The organism is Arthrobacter sp. CDRTa11, from assembly GCF_026427775.1.
Taxonomy (GTDB): Bacteria; Actinomycetota; Actinomycetes; order Actinomycetales; family Micrococcaceae; genus Arthrobacter.
On the sequence record NZ_CP044532.1, the window covers coordinates 2,485,778 to 2,503,104 of the forward strand.

Here is a 17,327-nt window from a genome sequence, read left to right on the forward strand (position 1 = left end):
AGGTATCCGATCCGGCTAGTCCCCGCCTCCCAGACCGGCTTGCTCCATGAGTTCGGTCAGCCACGGCCGGTGTTCACGGTGAAAGAGTATTCCTTCCGGCAGTCCCTCCACGGATGGTTCAGATCCTTTGATATCGATGGTGATACGCCCTCCGGCCATGGGCGCATTGGTAATGTGCAGGTCACCGTAGGACTCGGGGAGTTCCGGATCCATCCAGAAGCCTCCACGGGAAATATGGGCGTCGTTCCTCATCATGCTGGTAATCAACATGATGGGCGCTGTCGCTGCCCACGCCTGTGGTGAACACGCTGTTGGATAGGGCACGGGTTCGGGGACTTGGTCGCGGCTGAAGCCGCAGAAGAGCTCCGGGAGTCTGCCGTCGCTGTAATCGGCGGCCTCGAAGAGGGCGTTGGCGATGCGCTGTGCCTCTTTCACGAACCCATAGCGCATCAGTCCCGCTGCGATGATCGCGTTGTCGTGCGGCCGTACCGAGCCGTTGTGATAGCTCGCCGGGTTGTAGGCACCCATGTCGCTCGCGAGGGTTCGGACACCCCAGCCGCTGAACATCTCCGAAGAAATGAGACGTTCGGCTATCCGGGGTACCTTGTCTTCATCCACAATGCCATGCCAGAGGCATTGCCCCATGTTGGAGGCGCAGGCGTCGACTTGCCGTTTCTTGCCGTCGAGGGCGATGGCGTAGTAGCCGCGGTCGGGCATCCAGAATTCCTCATTGAACCTCTTCTTCAACTGGGCTGCTTCTGCGGTGAGCTGGGCTGCTAACGGTCCGTCGCCGGCGTCGTACGCCATCAAGGCCCGGGACAGATAGGCGGTGTAGGCCAAAGCCTGCACTTCGCACAGCGCAATAGGAGGTTCGGCAAGGCGGCCGTCGGCGAAGTTGACCCCATCCCAGGAGTCTTTCCAGCCCTGGTTGATCAGCCCTTGGGGATTAAGCCGCTCATACTCGACGAAGCCGTCGCCGTCCTTGTCCCCGTAATTCCGGATCCAGTCCAGGGCACGGTCCGCATGAGGCAGAGCGCGGCAATGGTTTCCTTGGCAAAACCCCAGCGACTGACCGATGCGAGTGTCATCACGAACTGGGGAGTTGCATCTGCGCTTCCGTAGTAGACGGATTTTCCGCCCAAGGAGAGCCCGCTGGAGACACCCAGCCTGACCTCGTGGAGAATCCTCCCGGGCTCCTCCTCGCTCATAGGATCCACGACACTGCCTTGGCGGTCGGCCAGCGTCTGCAAGGTACCCCGAGCCAGTGACGGGTCAACCGGCAGCGCCATTTCCGAAGCCCAAAGCGAGTCCCGACCGAAAAGCGTCATGAACCAGGGGGCACCCGCGGCCACCACGATCCGCTCCGGATGGGCAGGATCCTCAATGCGGAGCGCGCCCAGGTCGTCGTAGCTGCGACGCAAGGTTCGTTCGATCGAGCGGTTGCTTATGTGCAGTTTGGGGATCTTCTCCACCCATTGCTGGCGCTTTCTGTCACTCGCTGATAGTCCGCCTCGGCCCGGACGAATGAATGACGCTGCCCGTGTAGTGCCGTCGACGCCCGGCAGTACGCTCACCAGCGTGCTCCAGTGTCCGTGTGGCGGTATAACCGCCCGGTAGGTGAGGACCTCGGGGTCGACGACGGCCCCGCTCGCCTTTACCACGACGGCCTTCCGCACGCCCTGCCAGACCGCCCTGATTGTCAGCGAGTCACCGTCCGGCTGGCGGGACTCTTCCCAGTGCCGCTGGACCCGAGCCTCTTTTACCTCGAAGAGGTCAGCGAAGTCGCATTCAACGCTGAGGTTGACCAGGCATTCGGCTTCGTGCGAAGAGTAGTTCCTGATCGTGAGCTCCTCGAGGATCCCGGCGCCGACTTCCCGCATCCGCTCCACGATCAGGGGGCTGTCCGCATAGCCGTCCGAGCGGGGCACGCGGCCAATGAACAGGGCCCTGTAAGGTTCTTTTGTCGTCGCGGTCAACGGCTCGATGGACTGTCCGTTGATGGTCAGATTCCAGCGGGACAGGATGCGCGTATCCTCATGGAAAACACCGTGGGGATGTTCCGGATGGATGTCGCCATTCGCCAAGGAGATACAGAAGGAAGAACCCTCCACCAGGGTGACTGCGCCTGACCCCAAGGGGCCGGCGGCCGTCTCAGCATTCCATCCAGCCATCCCCGCCTCCTTCAACGGCTCAAGACCAGGGCGGCGCACCGCGGAATCCGTCGCCAACAGTCGATTGCCGCTACTACTTCTGCATCGACGCTACGCCCATACTCCCTCCGAGACTAGGCGCCGCGAAGCCCGTCGATTTGAGTCAGCCTGCGACATCGGCGAGTATGCCACGGTTAGGCCAAGGCGGCCGCGACCTTGTCTGCAGCCTGGCGCACTTCGTGGATCGTTTCGGGCAGGCGTTCCGACTTAAGGCGCTGCGTGGGACCGTTGACCGTTATGACACCGATGAGTTCCCCGGCCGAGTCCCGGATCGGGCAGCCGACGGCGAAGAGTCCTTCTTCGAGCTCGTTATCGAGGATTGCGTAGCCCTGATCACGAACTTTGCCGAGCTCACGAAGAAGGGCATCCCTGCTCGTGATCGTGAACGGAGTGTGGGAGTCCAGCGTCTCAGGGAGCTCCGCGGCGATTCTATCGTCGCTCTGTTCGGCGAGAATCAGCTTTCCCGTTGCGCTGGCATGGAGTGGATAGATTCCGCCCAGATACTGGTGGGATACGCTCAGGTACCGTGAGCCCAAGGCCTCGGCGATCACCTTGTGGTCCCCTTCGTCGTGCACCATGACGAAGCTAAATGTCTCGTTGATCCTTCGTGCGTACTCGTCGAGGATGGGTTGGATCCTAGCCACCACACCAGCGTGGGGATTGGCAAGCCTTCCCAGCCGGGCCACCTGCCATCCAAGCACGTAACGATTATCGATGCGTTGGACAAAGCCAGTCTGTTCCAAGCCCAGGAGCAGGCGGAAGGCTGTTGGCCGCGTCATGTCACCCGCTTGGGCCAGGTCAGTGACCGTAATTCCTTGGCGGTGATGCCCGAGTTCCTTAAGCAGTACAGTGGCCTTGATGACGGACTTGTTAGCCAGGTCATCGGGCTCCTGAGACGTTGCCGCGTCGTCTTCTACCAGTGCTTCCTCCGCTGCTGCGCTTCGAATGGCTACCATTTTCGCTTCCGCTTCCTGCTGGGTCTTGGGAATGTCTCCGCTGTATCCAACTACTCCTCATCGCTTCGAAGCCGCGTCCACATGATGAACGTCGCATTCAGTTTATGAGGCTTTTTCGTTCACTGTCAATGGTCCGGCTTGGCAACATGTCATTTTGCTGGGCAAGCTTGACCTCCGCTGTGATGAATGCCATATTTTGATCGTGACGTTCGCTCATTGAACGTGACAAGGGCTTAATGAGCCCCGGAACCATCGGTTAATGCGAGCTGGAAATTCTCGAACAATGTGGCAAGAGAATGGTTGCAGGACGCACGGTCCCGAGAATTCCGGTGCGGTCGTAGGAATGAGGCCGCCCACCTAACGCAAAGAACAATTATTAGTCGTACTGGGCGGGCAATGGCGCGCCGATGATAAAAGGCGGACTGGGATCTGCGCAACAGTTGCCATCGCTCATCGCAAGTCCAGTGCCTTCACTGACCGGGAGGTCAACATGCTCCAGCGACAACTTCTCAGTGCCGCGAACAGGGCGAATCCCATATCATCCACGCCAGCTGTGGGGGTGTGACAAAATGTCAGCCATAGACAATACAACTTCCCCACGGGACGTTGCCTCGGCGGCAAGCAAGCGACGCTTCATGATCAGGATGGTCACCGTCCTGATCGGCGGTATGTTCCTGGACGGCTACATCCTGGGCATCATCGGACCGGTGTCCGGCAGGATGGCCGAGGACTTGCAGCTTGATGCGTTCTGGCAGGGCCTGATCGCCGCTGGCGCCCTGATCGGAATCCTGATCGGGTCACCGATCGGTGGTTGGGCAGCAGACAAGTGGGGCCGCAAGCCAATTTTCATGTTCGACATCGGCCTGTTCGCGGTCGCATCGGGCATGCAGTTCTTCATCGATTCACCTGTGTGGCTGTTGGTGGTGCGGCTGCTGATGGGCATTGCCATCGGCGCCGAGTATGCGGTCGGATGGCCCCTGATGGCTGAGTTCTCAGCCACCCATCTGCGGGGGCGGCTCATGGGCGCAATGGAGATCGCCTGGTATGGCGGTTTCATGCTCGCGTTCCTGGCCGGCCATCTGCTCGGTGAGTACACCGACCTGAGCTGGCACTTCATCCTGGGTACGAGCACGTTCATCGCTGTGGCCCTGTTCATCGCTCGTCTCGGCCTGCCGGAATCCCCACGCTGGCTGTGGAGCGTGGGACGCAAGGATGAGGCCCGCGCCCTCGCCGCAAAGTACATGCCCGACGATGCGCTCGACGACGTCCAGCACGAGGACGTCCGCAAGGGCAGCTTCGGGATGCTGTTCTCGAAGGCGCACTGGCGGTCCACCGTGTTCATCTCGGCATTCTGGTTCTGCGCCGTGACGCCGTACTTCGCGATCGCCACCTTCGCCGACAGCGTGTTGAACCAGTACGGGCTTTCCGGCGGGCTCGCTGGTGGTGTCGGGCTCTCCGCCGTCGCCTTGGCGGGGGTCGTGGTCACCGTCTTGCTGATCGACAAGGCCGGCCGACGCGTACTGTGCGTCCCACCGCAGTGGCTGTGCGCCGTCGTGCTCGCGATCATCGGGCTCTGGGCCGGAGCCCCAGCTCCAATCGTGCTCATCCTCTTCCTGGTCTTCTCGTTCTTCAACGCGATGTACACGACGTTGACGGGCGTCTACCCTGGCGAGATCCTCCCGACCGAGATCCGAGGGATCGGAACAGGTTTCGCGGCTGCCGTCAGCCGGGTCGGAGCGGGCATCGGCATCTTCCTCTTCCCGATGTCGATGGAGATCCTCGGGTCCGGCCCGACCATGCTGGTCGCCGCCGCAGTTGCCCTCGCCGGGGCGGGGCTGTCTCAGTGGCTGGCTCCGGAGACAAAGGGGAAGACCCTCACCGAGGCCGCAGCAGGTTACTCACACTGAGGCTGACCTGACGTAGCTCGATCAAGGCGCGTGGCCCTGTTGGACGACTGACTGTAAGCAATCATCCAACAGGGCCGCGATTTGTCTGGCCAAAAGGGGTGTGGACACTGTCCACACAAAGTCTGATTTTTGGGAATCACTTTGTGACGTTAGAGCGCGGATGGGGATCTCGGATATGAGCGGCATGTAGCCCGCTGACGGCGAATGAACAGACGACAGATATTGGGTGCGGCCGCCCGAAATACGTCATCGTTGCGCTGAGTCTGAAGTGAAACAAGCTGACGCCTTTCCATCTCGGCAGCCCCCAAAGTGCCGTGAACCTATACTTAGCTCTCACGACCAGGAGCCAGTCAAGCAAGCCAGAGAACATAGCAACAGGCGAACCTCACACTGTTCGGGACCGCCTTAACCAGGGAGGACGCACATGAGTGCAGAACTTGCCCAAGGGATCGACCGTTTCACCGTGATACAGAAGCTCACGCTGATGGTGAACCGGTACGAGATACGTTCCGTGACCGGAGACGGGCAACCTGGGGACCTGCTTGCCGTCGCTCAGCAGAAGCGGGCCGCTTTCAAGGAGCAGGTGACCTTTTATCAGGACGAGGCCAGGACCATCCCGCTTTTCTCCTTCAAGGCTCGGCAACGCCTTGACCTCGGCGCGACGTATGACGTGCTGGACGCCAATGGCCAACCGCTCGGCAGTTTCCGGAAAGACTTTGGCAAGTCGCTGCTGCGGTCGACCTGGCACCTGGAAGCGTCCGGGCTCAAAGTCACCGGAAGCGAACGCAGCCTCGGCGTCGCCATCGGCCGCCGCATATGGGAAGCGACACCCCTGGGAGATGTGATCCCTTCGCCCTTCCGCTTCCACTTCGACTTTGTCGAGTCGATCGGAGAAGTGCTCATGACATCGGAACGGGGAAGGTCCCTGCGCGACCGCTACCTCATCACCCTCCCGGGCGCCCGACTCGACGGCCGGGTTGCGGCGGCGATGGCGGTGGCGCTGGATGCTCTCCAGTCCCGATAGATCCAGATCCGCCAAAACGGTTGGAAGGCGACATGCCGGCCCCTCAGGGGTGGCGGAAGCTGTCACCGGCCACGCGGCTGGTCGACAAAAGCCCGTGGAGGATGCCTATTCGGATGGTGAAGGGGCGAAATGGACTCCGCCCGGATTCCTCAGCTGACGAAGGCTGTCATGCGGATCGAAACGAGTATTCCCGGCAGGTCGACGCCGAGCTTGGCAACGTAGCGTGTCGGAGGGTCCTGCGGGAACCACCGTGCATACTCTTCATTCAATCCCGCGAAGTCCGAAGGATCACTGAGGAGCACTCCGACCTCGACCACGTCTCCCAACCCTCCCCCCGCTGCTTCAAGGATGGCCTCGCAATTCGCAAGAGCCTGGCGTGTCTGATCTTGAATCCTGTCGCCCGCGAGCTGGCCGTGGATCGGATCGGTGCCAACGATCCCCGAGACAAAAATGAATGGTCCCGCTTTCACGCCCTGGCTAAAGAACGGCGAACTCGGTGCCTTGGCCGACCTAACGATCTCCCTCGTCATGACCGATCCTTTCCAGGCGCAGTGGATGCTGGCAGAAGAATGGCAGTCGTAGCCGAATAGCGCAACCCATGGACCCTCTATACTCGCGGGCTGGCGCATCTGATCACTCACCGGACGCTGTCGCGAGGTAGATTCGACCGCAAGCCCGGGAACCGTGCCCGCGATGCCAACGCTCATCATGAAAAATGATCTCCCGACCAGCCTCTGCTGCACAGTACGTGCATGAAGAGAGCCGATACCGGTCCAGTAAGCAGGGTGTGTGGTCCCGCGACGCGACCGTGAGGAATCACTTGGCCGGCTGCTGGGATGACCTCCGGCGCAGCCCAAGCAGTCACTGTAGCGGCACCCGTCGCCCATTCCACGGCCTACCGCCATCCAGCGTGCAGCGCCCATCGGCCCTAAGCCAGAAATCAACTAAGAAACACCGCCAAAGAGCGCTCAGATGCATGGCTGGGACAGCCATGCGCCGTTAGTCCTTGGTGCTGAAGGCGGCGTCGAAGGACGTGCTCGACGGCGGGAAGTCGAACTTTTTGAGGGCGGCGAGGGCTTCGGGGGCGCCGTGGAGGCGGTCCATGCCGGCGTCTTCCCATTCAACCGAGATGGGTCCGTCATAGCCGATGGCTGCGAGCGCGCGGAAGGACGATTCCCAGGGGACATCGCCTCGGCCTGCGGAGACGAAGTCCCAGCCTCTGCGCGGATCACCCCAGGGCAGGTGGGAGCCCATAACGGTGTTCCGGCCGGTGGGGCGGAGCTTGGTGTCCTTGCAGTCCACGTGGTAGATCCGGTCCTTGAAGTCCCAGATGAACGAGACGGGGTCGATGCCCTGCCACATCATGTGCGAGGGGTCCCAGTTCAGCCCGAACGCGGGCCGGTGACCGATCGCTTCGAGGGTCCGGACGGTGGTCCAGTAGTCGTAGGCGATTTCGGAGGGGTGGACTTCGTGGGCGAAGCGGACGCCGCATTCGTCGAAGACGTCCAGGATGGGGTTCCAGCGGTCCGCGAAGTCCTGGTAGCCGGCGTCGATCACCTTTTCCGGAACGGGCGGGAACATGGCCACATACTGCCAGATGGAAGAGCCGGTGAACCCGACGACGGTGTCCACGCCCAGTGCCTGGGCGAGCCGGGCGCTGTGTTTCATTTCCTCGGCGGCGCGGGTGCGGACACCTTCGGGGTCGCCGTCGCCCCACACCTTGGCTCCGACGATCGCTTCGTGGCGGAAGTCGATGGGGTCATCGCAGACGGCCTGGCCCTTGAGGTGGTTGGAGATGGCCCAGACCTTGAGGTTGTACTTGTCCAGGACGGCGAGTTTGGATTCGACGTAACCCGGCTCGTCCCACCGCCAGGCGTCCAGGTGGTCGCCGGAGACGGCGATTTCCAGTCCGTCGTAGCCCCAGCCGGAGGCGAGTTTGGCGACTTCCTCGAAGGGCAGGTCGGCCCACTGGCCGGTGAACAGGGTAAACGACCGGGGCTCTTGATAGGTCATGATTGGTTCCGTTCTGGTGGGATCGCTTACGCAGCGGCGTAAGCGATGACGTTTTCTTTGGTTGCTTGGGCTTTGTCCAGTTCGGCCACCACTCGTCCGGCCCGCATGACCATCACTCGGTCAGAGAGCTCGAGCAGCTCAGGGAGCTCGCTGGAGATCACGAGCACGGCCACGCCTCTGCGGGCCAGCTGTTCGATCAAGCGGTGGATCTCGGCCTTCGCACCGATGTCGATGCCCTTTGTCGGCTCGTCCAGGATAAGGACCTTGGGATTGCTTGCCAGGCAGCGGGCGATGATGACCTTTTGCTGGTTGCCGCCAGACAGGGACTGTATTGGGGTTTCTGCCGACGGGGTCCTGACATCGAGTTCCTTGATGTAGCCGCTGACCATCTTCCTTTCATAGCCGCGCTGCAATACGCCCCATTTGCTGACCTGCTTCAGGAGCGTCAGCGTGGTGTTTTCGCGGATGGAAAGCATTGGAATGATGCCCTGCAGCTTTCGCTCCTCGGGGACGAGGGCAATGCCGGCGGCGATGCCGGCCGATGCGCCATGGAGACTGAGTTTCCGGCCGCTTACCTCGACCGTTCCCGCGTCGGCTTTGTCTGCCCCGTAAATGCATCGGGCGACCTCGGTCCGGCCTGCACCCACGAGTCCTGCGAGTCCAACGATCTCTCCTGCGTGCAGCTGGAGGTTCACATCCTCAAATGCGCCGGCACGGCTTAGCCCCCGCGCCTCAAGGACGAGTTCACCGCGATCGCGGGGAATATGCTCGTAGAGGTCAACGTCCTTGCCCACCATCAGCTGCACCACGGATCGGGCATCGAGTTCATCCGCCGGAACAGATGAGGCCACCGTTTTGCCTTCGCGGATGACGGTGATCCGGTCGGCAAGTGTGAAGACTTCCTCCAGTTTGTGCGACACGTACATGATCGCCAGGCCCTTGCTCCGCAATCCGTCGACGAGTTTGTACAGTTTTTCAACGTCTTGCTCGGTCAGGGCCGTGGTGGGCTCATCCATGATGATGACCCTTGCGTCCTGGGCTATGGCGCGCGCGATCTCCACCATCTGACCATCCACTGTTGAGAGCGCCATGGCAGGGGTGTCGAGGTTGAGGTGGGGTGCGACCTGGTCCAGGGCCTTGCGTGCGCGCCTGCGGATCTCGCGGCGGGAGAGGATGCCCTTGTGTCCGCCCCAGTTTCCCAGAAGAACGTTCTCGGCCACGGACAGGTCCGGGACCAGGTTGTGCTCCTGGTAGATCGTGGCGATTCCGGCGGCCTTGGAGGCCACCGTGCTGGACGGCATGAGCTCGCCGTCCACGTACACGCCGCCCTCGTCGGGAGTGTAAAACCCGCTGAGAGTCTTGATAAGGGTTGATTTTCCTGCTCCGTTTTCCCCGCAGACGCAGTGCACCTCTCCGGCATGAAGCTCAAAGTTCATGCCGGAGAGGGCGACGACGCCCGGAAACAGTTTTACGAGATTGCGTGCTTCAACAATTGCTGGAGCGCGTCCGGGCTTCTCGGTCATGCCAGTTCCCTCCTGAGGAAAGTGAGTCCATCTCGTGCCAGTTCGTCCATGGATGGCGCCACCGGGCGCCAGAGCGAAACGGCCTTGGCGATTTCCTCGACCGTGGGAAGGAATGATTCGACCACAATGGAACCTTGGTAGTTGATCGTTTTGAGTGCGTCGAAGGTCTCGGACCACGGGACGTGTCCGCTGCCGGGCGTTCCGCGGTCGTTTTCTGACACTTGGAAGTGGAAGACCTTGTCGCCGGCGGCAGTGATGGCCGCACCGATGTTCTTCTCTTCGATGTTCATGTGGAACGTGTCGAGCATCAGGCCGACGTTGTCCCGGCCGATCAGCCCGCACAGTTCCAGACCCTGTTCGACGGTGTTGACCAGGTCGGTTTCGAACCGGTTGAGCGGTTCTATGGCCAGGCTGACGCCGCGTTCAAAGGCGTAATCGGCCACTTCACGCAGGCTGTCGGCCGCCCACTGGCGCTGCTGCCGGCGTTCCTCCGGGGGAAGCAACCGGGCTTTGCCGGTGGCGGAGTACATCGGTCCGGCCACGTGGGGCGATCTGACGGCCTGGGCGATGTCGACGCACAGTTTCAGGTAATCAATGCCCTGCCGCCGCTTCTGCGGATCCTCGTGCGAGACGTCGCGGTCCGGTCCAAACGCGCCACAGATGGATACGGGCAGTCCGGTTCGTTCTGAGGCGTTCTTCAGTGCTTCCGCGCTGACCACGGCGGGGTCTTCAATGCAAACCTCGATCAGGTCGTAGCCCATCTCCTTGGCGACATCGAACTGATCGAGATCCTGGTCGGTGAACGGGGAGACGAGGATGAAGGTGCTGACACCGAACTCGTACTTACTCATTGGGCCACAGCTCCTGTTCCAGCTTCTTCATTTCGTTAATGGCCTTTTCGGTGTAGACGTCCAGGAACTCCAGGTGGCCGCCACGGGCCATCATGGCGAAGGGGTTCGACGCGGCGGGCAGGAGTTCGAAGGTCAGGTAGCCGTCGAAGTTGATGTCCTTCAACGTCTGCAGTGTCGGACGGAAGTCGGTGTGTCCTACACCGGGGGCTGCACGGGTTGAATCGGCCAGATGGACGTGGTTGACCCTGCTGCCGGCACGGGCGAAGGCGCCATGAATGCTGTCTTCCTCGATGTTCATGTGGAAGAGGTCACCATGGACGCCGCCGTTTTTCAGGCCGGTGGCGTCTAGAAGTTCAACGGCGCGGTCGAGCCGGTTCAGGAAATGTGTCTCGTAGCGGTTCCACGCTTCGAGAGTGATGTTGACGCCGATACTGGCTGCGTATTCGCCGAGCGTGCGGACGTTCTCGACAGCCCATGCCCATTCCTGTTCGTCGCTGGCCAGGGCTTCGGTCTTACCCACCGGGGACGGACCGACGATGATGGTCGGAGCTCCGACGGCGGCGGCGAAGTCGGCTACCGACTTGCCGTAGTCCAGGGCCTTCTGCCGGTTGGCGGCGCTGGGGTTGATCAGGTCGCGTTCCTCGCCGAACCAGATGCTGCAGATGGAGCTGACGTCGATGCCTGCGTCCTTGGTGAGCTGGTTGATTTCTTCGACGTTGTGCGTTGCCGGTTCTCCCACGAGTTCGATGGCGTCGTAGCCGTAGCGGGCAACGCGGTCGATGCCTTTGGCGATGTCTTCCTGGTAGTAGACGATGGCGTTGTAGGAATACTTGAAGCGGGACATGTTTCTCCTTGAATTGGAATTGGTTTGTTGCTGCCGGGCCAAGGGCCTGGGCTCGGCCCGGCCGTCGCTGCGCTGGGGCTCTAGTCCTTGAAGATGTTGCCCCAGAGCGTGGGATCATCGACGTTCTCTTTGGTGATGAGCTTGGTGTCGGTCAGCTGCATCTTGGGAACCTGCTTGCCGTCCAGCAGATCAACTTGGGCCTGAAGGGCCAGGGCTCCCATCTCGAAGGGGTTCTGGTCCATCGTGGCGTCCTGAATGCCCTTGCGGATGCGGTCCAGGGCGAGCGGTGTGCCGTCGACTCCGACGAGCGGGATGTGGTTTGCGGCTCCGACCGGAGCGTCCTTGTTGATTTGTGAGAGGCCGGAGACGATGCCACGGACCATTTCGTCATTGTGGCTGAACAGGCCATTGATGCTGGAGTCGGCGGTGAAGTTGTCGACGGTCAGGGAGAGGGCGTTATCTGCAGTCCACTGGGCGTCACGGCCGATGACCTTGATATCGGGGGACTGCTTGATGCCCTCTGTGAAGCCCTTGCCGCGCAGAATGGCGTGGTAGGCGCCCTTGGCTCCTTGGTATTCAAGGACGGTTCCCTTGTTTCCCATGAGTTTGGCCAATGCTTCAGCGCCGAGTTTGCCGGCCTTTTCGTTGTCGAATGCGACGGCGGCGTCGGCGATGTCGCCCGGGATCACCGAGTCGACGGTGGTGACGGTCTTTCCGGCGTCGTGGATCATCTGGACTCCGGGAACCAGTTCTGCAGAGTTGTTCGGGCTGAGGACGATGCCGTCTACGCCTTGGGCGAGTTGGTCCTGGATCTGGCTGATCTGGGTGTTGGAGTCACCTTTGGCGTCAAGGACTGTGACCTCCACGCCGAGTTCCTTTGCTTTATCCTTAACGCCCTGACCGAGGGCAACCATGAATTCAAAACTCTGGCTGTAGAGCAGGACGGCGATTTTCTTTGTCTTGTTTCCGTCGTTTCCTTCCTGGGCGGCGCTTGGTGCATTGCAGCCAGTCAGGGCGATGGCAGCGGCGGAGATTGCCGCCAGGACCGCAAGTTTGGGTGAGGTCTTCATTGACTTACTCTTTCTGTTGGGTGTTTAGCTGTGCAGGCTGAGCCGGGTTGTGAGCGGGTGACGTGTCAGGCCGGCGTACCGCTGTGCGCTACGGCGGTCCCGGTGGTTGTGGTGCCGGCCGTCTTCGGGTCTGTCGACGGCGGCGGCCCGATCTTGCGTTTCCGTGACAGGTTCTTTTGGACGTACTTGTAGCGGTACACATCCAGGGCGGCGGCGGCGAAGATGACGACGCCTTGGACAATCCGGTCGTACGAAGAGGGGATGCCGAGTAGGTTTACGGCGTTGGAGACCATGGCGATCAACAGCACACCGAGCAGGGTGCCCTTGATGTTTCCCTGGCCGCCGAAGAGGCTGGTTCCGCCGATGACCACGGCAGCGATGACGGTTAGTTCAATACCGTCGCCGGCACGGGGGCTTCCGGAGGCTAGCCGCCCGGTGAGCAGGAGCCCGGCCATGCCCGCGGAGAGACCGGCGATGATGTAGGCGTTCATGGTGACGCGATCGACGCGGATCCCTGCCAGCAGGGCTGCTTCCTTATTGCCGCCAACGGCGTAGATGGAGCGTCCGTAGGTGGTACGGGTCAGGGCAAGGTGAGCCAGGAAGGCCAGTACCAGAACGGCCGGTATGAGCAGGGGGATCCCTGCGATTTTCGCGCTGACCATGTCGGTGAGGACCTTCGGCACGGGTGTGATGTTGCCGCCGTCGGAGTAGGCGAAGGCGATGCCCGAGCCGGCGGAGAGTGTTGCCAGTGTCGCGATAAGTGGGGATATGCCCAGCTTCGTGACCATCAGCCCGTTGATGGCTCCGACTCCGGCACCAACCACGAGGCCGGTCAGGAGTCCGACTGCCGGCGGCATGTTCATGTTGACGATCACGCCCATGGACAGCACGGACGACAGGGCAGCTGTCGAGCCCACCGAGACGTCGATGCCGCCGGTAAGGATCACGAACGTCATGCCGATCGCGAACACTCCGAGGATCGTGCACTGGTAGAGCAGGTTTACCAGGTTGACCGTGGTCAGGAATACCGGGCTGAGGAACGTCAGCAGTACACCGAAGAGCAGGACGACGACGAGCAGGCCCTGCGCACCGATGAAGTCGCCGACGCCGGATAGCCGTGAACGTGACTTGTCTTGGAACTTTCCGGGGCCAACCTTCCCGGAAACCGGACCGGCGGGGCCGGTGGCTGTATGTGGCTGCATGGTTGTATCTCCAGTCAATTCGACACTTCCTCGGGTCGGAAAGTGCTAGTGGTTGCCGAAAAGTTCGGCGTTGGTCTTCAAGGAAATGGGCGCACCGTCCTGGCGGGCGGAGTCGGCGGTGGCCATGACGAGCTGCAGGCTCTGGATGTTGTCGGTGACGTCTGTCTCAGCCTTATGCCCTGTTTCGATGGCGTCGCGGAATGCTGCGAGCGTCCCCAGGCGTTCCTCGACTGGCAACGGGTCCAGGTCGACGTGCATGACGCCGGAGCGTTCCACCGCTCCGGCGAGGAAAACGGTGTCGAACAGTGAGGCGAAATTGATGGTGACTTCGTTGTTCTTCCACGTGATGGCGCCCTTGCTGCCTTGGATTTCCCAGTCGCCGTCCCAGCTGGTTTGCGGGCCGTAGGAGCTCCATGAACCGGTGTATACGACGCGGGCACCGTTGCGGCCGTCGAACTGCACGACCGCGGAGGCGTTGCCCTTGAACCTGGAAGTGCCAGTGTTCCAGGACCGTGCGCGGACGGCGGTGGGTTCAATGCCGACGATGCCGCGGAGCTGGTCAAGGTGATGGATCATGGCGTCCACGATGAGGGGTTCATCCATTTCGAGCCGGAACCCTTCGAACGGCGGGTTCTTCTTGTAGTCGATGAAGACGTGCTCGAGGTCCCCGATGACCCCTTCGCGGATGAGGCGCTGAACAGTGCGCGCGGCGCGCTTGAAACGGTAGTTCTGCGACACCATGGCCTGTTTGCCGGATTTTTCGGCCGCCTCGATGATGCGGATGCCGTCCTCAAGGTTGTGGGCGAGGGGCTTCTCTATCAGGGTGTGCACGCCGGCCTCAAGGGCCGGGATGGCGACGGCTGCATGGAACTCGGGCGGGACGATGACCAGGACAGCGTCGAACGTTTCCTTGTGCTTCAGCGCTTCCTGGATAGTGGCGTAGGCGGGGATTGCGTACTGTTCACCTGCGGCCCGTGCGGCGTCGGGGTTGACGTCGACGACGCCGGCCAGCTCCCAGGTTTTGCTTTGGTGAATCACGTTCAGCCATGAAGCGCCCCACGCGCCGAGGCCTACCTGGATGATTTTCATTTACTTACTCCTTCTAGTTCTTTGACCTCTGGGACGGCGACCCACTCGCCGCCCTTGCTCGATGCGATGATGCTTTCGGTAAGGACCGCTGACCTGAGGCCGTCCCTAAAGGTGGGCAGGCCATCTTTGATGTCTCCGTTGATTGCGGCATAGGTATCGGAGACGAATGCATTGAAAGCATCCTGATAACCCTGCGGATGTCCGGCCGGCAGGACACTGAGCCGTGCCGCTTCGGGGCTAAGCGCGTCCGGGTCGCGGACAAGCAACTGTGAACCCGCCCGTTTACCAAGCCACAACGTCTCCGGGGCTTCCTGGTCGAACTGGAGGGTGCTCTCCGCACCCGAAATCTCAACCATCAGGCGGTTCTTCCGTCCAGGTGCAACCTGGCTGACCAGGAGGTTTCCCACGGTGCCGGCCTCAGTCGTGAAGACAGCCGCAACGAGGTCCTCGGTGTGGACGTCCTTGTGGTCTGCCCGGCCGGAGAAGAGAGTGCGGCTCAGGGCCCCGACCTGTGTTATCCGGTCCCCGCTCACGAATTCGATGAGGTCGCACAGATGGGACCCGATGTCGGCGAACGCCCGCGACGGGCCACCGAGGCCGGCGTCCACCCGCCAGTTGTCGTCGTCCTGGGAAAGAAGCCAATCCTGAAGGTAGGAACCCTGAATGGTGGAGATCCGTCCCGTTTGGCCGGATGCAATGCGTTCCCGGGCTTCCCGAACCATCGGGTGGAACCGGTAGACGAAGGGAACGGTGGCAACCGTTCCGGCCGTTGCAGCCAGCTCCACGAGCTGGGTGGCGTCCTGCACGTTCGTAGCCAGAGGCTTCTCGCAGACAACGTGCTTGCCTGCTTTCAGCGCGGCCTCGGCCAGAGCGTAGTGGGTGGCGTTCGGGGTGCAGATGTGGATGACATCGATCTTGTCGTCCTGGACGAGGTCCTGGACGGAGGCGTAAGCCTGTTCGACACCCAGCCGGTCTTTCGCGCGGGCGGCACTGGCAAGGCTCGAGGATGCGATGCCGGCGATCGCCGCCCCTGAAGCACGGGCGGCTCTGCTGTGCACCTCAGCCATGAACCCGGCACCGACGAACCCGGCCCGTAACCGGGAGGGGGCTGTCGTGGTTCTCTCGTTTTCCATGCAGAAACCGTGACACGCAGCACATGGCTTTCGTCAGTCAGTCAGCAAAAGTCTGCACCATTTGACGCTAGAGGCGCTGGACTGCGCGGCAAAGTTGCACTTTTTGATGCTACGGGCGTCGATGAGTGGACGGGAGCAAGCGGGCACTCGACACTGGGTGACATGATCCCCCCTCGGGGTTCTGTGAGCCTGATGCACGACCTCAGTGTCACCATTCACATCTTTTGAGCCCCGAAACGGAGAGTCATGGACAACGGCGGTCCCGGCGAACTTTTACCAATCCTGCGCGACGGACGCCCGCGAACCAGGGCAGAACTGGCCGGGATAACGGGCCTGGGTCGGGCTGCCATCAGTTCCCGCCTGGAGCCGCTCCTAAAACTCGGACTGGTTATCCCCGTATCGGATGCGCCTTCCACTGGAGGCCGCCCCTCGGCGCGACTAGCCTTCAACCCGGGTGCAAGGTTGGCCGCTGCCGCTGACGTCGGCGCCACCCACGCCATCGTGGCTCTGACGGACCTGTCAGGGAGGGTACTCATGGAAACCACGGAGCGGCTTGAGATCTCGAGTGGACCCAAAGCTGTTCTGGACTGGCTGTTGACGACGCTAAAAGGCCAATTGAAAGCGATGGAGCGTCCGACAGCGGATGTCATCGCCGTCGGTATCGGGCTACCCGGTCCCGTTGAACACTCCACCGGAAAGCCAACCAGCCCGCCGATCATGCCGGGATGGGATGGGTTCGATGTTCCCGCTTACGTTCAGCAGACCTTTGACGTTCCCGTACTCGTCGATAACGATGTCAATCTCATGGCCCTCGGCGAGCGGGCGAAACGTTGGCCTGACGAGGACAACATGATCTTCCTTAAAGTCGCCACCGGTATCGGCTCGGGGGTTGTAAGTGGGGGAATGTTGCAGCGTGGCGCAGCAGGGGTCGCTGGGGACGTCGGCCATATCGCCGTTTCCAGGGGAGCAGGAATTCTATGTCGCTGCGGCAAGAGTGGCTGCCTGGAGGCCATCGCAGGCACTCCGGCCATCGCCAAGCAACTCCGCGGCAACGGACCTGAGGCAATCACCGGAAATGACGTCGTCCCGCTCGTTCGTTCCGGCGATTTGGCTGCTATTCAAGCCGTCCGACAGGCCGGACGCGACATCGGGGAAATGCTCAACATGTGCGTAAGCTTTATCAACCCCGCGCTGATTGTGGTGGGCGGATCGCTTTCACATTCCGGAGAACATCTGATCGCCGGAATACGTGAAACGGTCTATGCACGCTCAACACCTTTGGCGACCCAGCACCTGAATATCACCCAATCCGAAACCGGGCGGGAAGCTGGAGTGATTGGGGCGAGCATCTTGGCCGTCGAATATGCCCTCGCCCCTCATCGGGTCAATGACCTCGCGAAGACGCTGCATTCCGCCGGCCGCGACGATACCGACGATCTGCAGAAAGTGGAGCACGTCGCGTAGACAGCCCATTGAAGTGCATCTCACCCGGGCCTGCGCCGGCG

At 61.6% G+C, this 17,327-nt stretch carries 13 protein-coding genes and 1 pseudogene; 3 read left to right on the top strand and 11 right to left on the bottom strand.

Features of this window, described 5'->3' with window-relative positions; all coding sequences use genetic code 11:
• Positions 1-15: 15 nt before the first annotated feature.
• Both F8G81_RS11145 and F8G81_RS11150 read right to left on the bottom strand, forming a co-directional pair.
• Positions 16-2,171, bottom strand: a pseudogene (locus F8G81_RS11145) (glycogen debranching N-terminal domain-containing protein).
• 173 nt (positions 2,172-2,344) lie between these two features.
• The gene (locus tag F8G81_RS11150) at positions 2,345-3,166 is read right to left on the bottom strand and encodes an IclR family transcriptional regulator (protein ID WP_267279030.1); all 822 of its coding nucleotides are present in this window, start codon (positions 3,164-3,166) and stop codon (positions 2,345-2,347) included.
• A gap of 569 nt (positions 3,167-3,735) precedes the next feature.
• On the opposite strand from F8G81_RS11150, the gene F8G81_RS11155 reads away from it, so the two are divergent.
• Together F8G81_RS11155 and F8G81_RS11160 are read left to right on the top strand one after the other, a co-directional pair.
• Entirely contained in the window at positions 3,736-5,073 is a 1,338-nt protein-coding gene (locus F8G81_RS11155) for an MFS transporter (RefSeq protein WP_267279031.1), read from the top strand.
• Positions 5,074-5,497: 424 nt separating this feature from the next.
• Positions 5,498-6,097 carry a hypothetical protein gene (locus tag F8G81_RS11160; protein ID WP_267279032.1) on the top strand — a complete coding sequence of 200 codons (600 nt, stop codon included), beginning with the start codon at positions 5,498-5,500 and terminating at the stop codon, positions 6,095-6,097.
• A 149-nt stretch (positions 6,098-6,246) separates the two neighbouring features.
• Here the strand turns inward: F8G81_RS11160 and F8G81_RS11165 are convergent, their stop codons facing one another.
• The 9 genes from F8G81_RS11165 to F8G81_RS11205 all read right to left on the bottom strand — a co-directional run bounded on the left by F8G81_RS11165 (position 6,247) and on the right by F8G81_RS11205 (position 15,822).
• A complete protein-coding gene (locus tag F8G81_RS11165) occupies positions 6,247-6,627 on the bottom strand; it encodes a RidA family protein (RefSeq protein ID WP_267279033.1) in 381 nt (126 codons plus the stop codon).
• Positions 6,628-7,096: 469 nt separating this feature from the next.
• The gene (locus F8G81_RS11170) at positions 7,097-8,110 is read right to left on the bottom strand and encodes a sugar phosphate isomerase/epimerase family protein (protein WP_267279034.1); all 1,014 of its coding nucleotides are present in this window, start codon (positions 8,108-8,110) and stop codon (positions 7,097-7,099) included.
• Between the two features lie 26 nt (positions 8,111-8,136).
• Complete coding sequence (locus F8G81_RS11175; protein WP_267279035.1) at positions 8,137-9,633, bottom strand: sugar ABC transporter ATP-binding protein; 1,497 nt, start codon at positions 9,631-9,633, stop codon at positions 8,137-8,139.
• On the bottom strand, positions 9,630-10,484 hold the full coding sequence (locus F8G81_RS11180; protein ID WP_267279036.1) for a sugar phosphate isomerase/epimerase family protein: 855 nt from the start codon (positions 10,482-10,484) through the stop codon (positions 9,630-9,632). Before F8G81_RS11180 ends, F8G81_RS11175 begins: the two co-directional genes overlap by 4 nt.
• Positions 10,477-11,328: a sugar phosphate isomerase/epimerase family protein gene (locus tag F8G81_RS11185; RefSeq protein ID WP_267279037.1), complete on the bottom strand. Its 852-nt coding sequence runs from the start codon at positions 11,326-11,328 to the stop codon at positions 10,477-10,479. The genes F8G81_RS11180 and F8G81_RS11185 overlap by 8 nt, the downstream gene beginning before the upstream one ends.
• Positions 11,329-11,408: 80 nt before the next feature.
• Positions 11,409-12,398, bottom strand: coding sequence for a sugar ABC transporter substrate-binding protein (locus tag F8G81_RS11190; protein WP_267279038.1), 990 nt, complete (start codon positions 12,396-12,398; stop codon positions 11,409-11,411).
• Between the two features lie 65 nt (positions 12,399-12,463).
• Complete coding sequence (locus F8G81_RS11195; RefSeq protein ID WP_267279039.1) at positions 12,464-13,600, bottom strand: ABC transporter permease; 1,137 nt, start codon at positions 13,598-13,600, stop codon at positions 12,464-12,466.
• Positions 13,601-13,645: 45 nt separating this feature from the next.
• Positions 13,646-14,689 (bottom strand): Gfo/Idh/MocA family protein, encoded by a 1,044-nt coding sequence (locus F8G81_RS11200; protein WP_267279040.1) that lies wholly within the window; start codon positions 14,687-14,689, stop codon positions 13,646-13,648.
• Positions 14,686-15,822, bottom strand: coding sequence for a Gfo/Idh/MocA family protein (locus tag F8G81_RS11205; RefSeq protein ID WP_267279041.1), 1,137 nt, complete (start codon positions 15,820-15,822; stop codon positions 14,686-14,688). The genes F8G81_RS11200 and F8G81_RS11205 overlap by 4 nt, the downstream gene beginning before the upstream one ends.
• 246 nt (positions 15,823-16,068) lie before the next feature.
• Here F8G81_RS11205 and F8G81_RS11210 point away from each other — a divergent pair, with 246 nt between their 5' ends.
• Entirely contained in the window at positions 16,069-17,286 is a 1,218-nt protein-coding gene (locus F8G81_RS11210) for an ROK family protein (RefSeq protein WP_267279042.1), read from the top strand.
• Positions 17,287-17,327 lie beyond the last annotated feature (41 nt).

Excerpts from the sequence above, each read along its gene's own strand:
- F8G81_RS11150 (WP_267279030.1), bottom strand. The coding sequence starts at position 3,166 with ATGGTAGCCATTCGAAGCGCAGCAGCGGAGGAAGCACTGGTAGAAGAC.
- F8G81_RS11155 (WP_267279031.1), top strand. The coding sequence starts at position 3,736 with ATGTCAGCCATAGACAATACAACTTCCCCACGGGACGTTGCCTCGGCG.
- F8G81_RS11160 (WP_267279032.1), top strand. The coding sequence starts at position 5,498 with ATGAGTGCAGAACTTGCCCAAGGGATCGACCGTTTCACCGTGATACAG.
- F8G81_RS11165 (WP_267279033.1), bottom strand. The coding sequence starts at position 6,627 with ATGACGAGGGAGATCGTTAGGTCGGCCAAGGCACCGAGTTCGCCGTTC.
- F8G81_RS11170 (WP_267279034.1), bottom strand. The coding sequence starts at position 8,110 with ATGACCTATCAAGAGCCCCGGTCGTTTACCCTGTTCACCGGCCAGTGG.
- F8G81_RS11175 (WP_267279035.1), bottom strand. The coding sequence starts at position 9,633 with ATGACCGAGAAGCCCGGACGCGCTCCAGCAATTGTTGAAGCACGCAAT.
- F8G81_RS11180 (WP_267279036.1), bottom strand. The coding sequence starts at position 10,484 with ATGAGTAAGTACGAGTTCGGTGTCAGCACCTTCATCCTCGTCTCCCCG.
- F8G81_RS11185 (WP_267279037.1), bottom strand. The coding sequence starts at position 11,328 with ATGTCCCGCTTCAAGTATTCCTACAACGCCATCGTCTACTACCAGGAA.
- F8G81_RS11190 (WP_267279038.1), bottom strand. The coding sequence starts at position 12,398 with ATGAAGACCTCACCCAAACTTGCGGTCCTGGCGGCAATCTCCGCCGCT.
- F8G81_RS11195 (WP_267279039.1), bottom strand. The coding sequence starts at position 13,600 with ATGCAGCCACATACAGCCACCGGCCCCGCCGGTCCGGTTTCCGGGAAG.
- F8G81_RS11200 (WP_267279040.1), bottom strand. The coding sequence starts at position 14,689 with ATGAAAATCATCCAGGTAGGCCTCGGCGCGTGGGGCGCTTCATGGCTG.
- F8G81_RS11205 (WP_267279041.1), bottom strand. The coding sequence starts at position 15,822 with ATGGAAAACGAGAGAACCACGACAGCCCCCTCCCGGTTACGGGCCGGG.
- F8G81_RS11210 (WP_267279042.1), top strand. The coding sequence starts at position 16,069 with ATGGACAACGGCGGTCCCGGCGAACTTTTACCAATCCTGCGCGACGGA.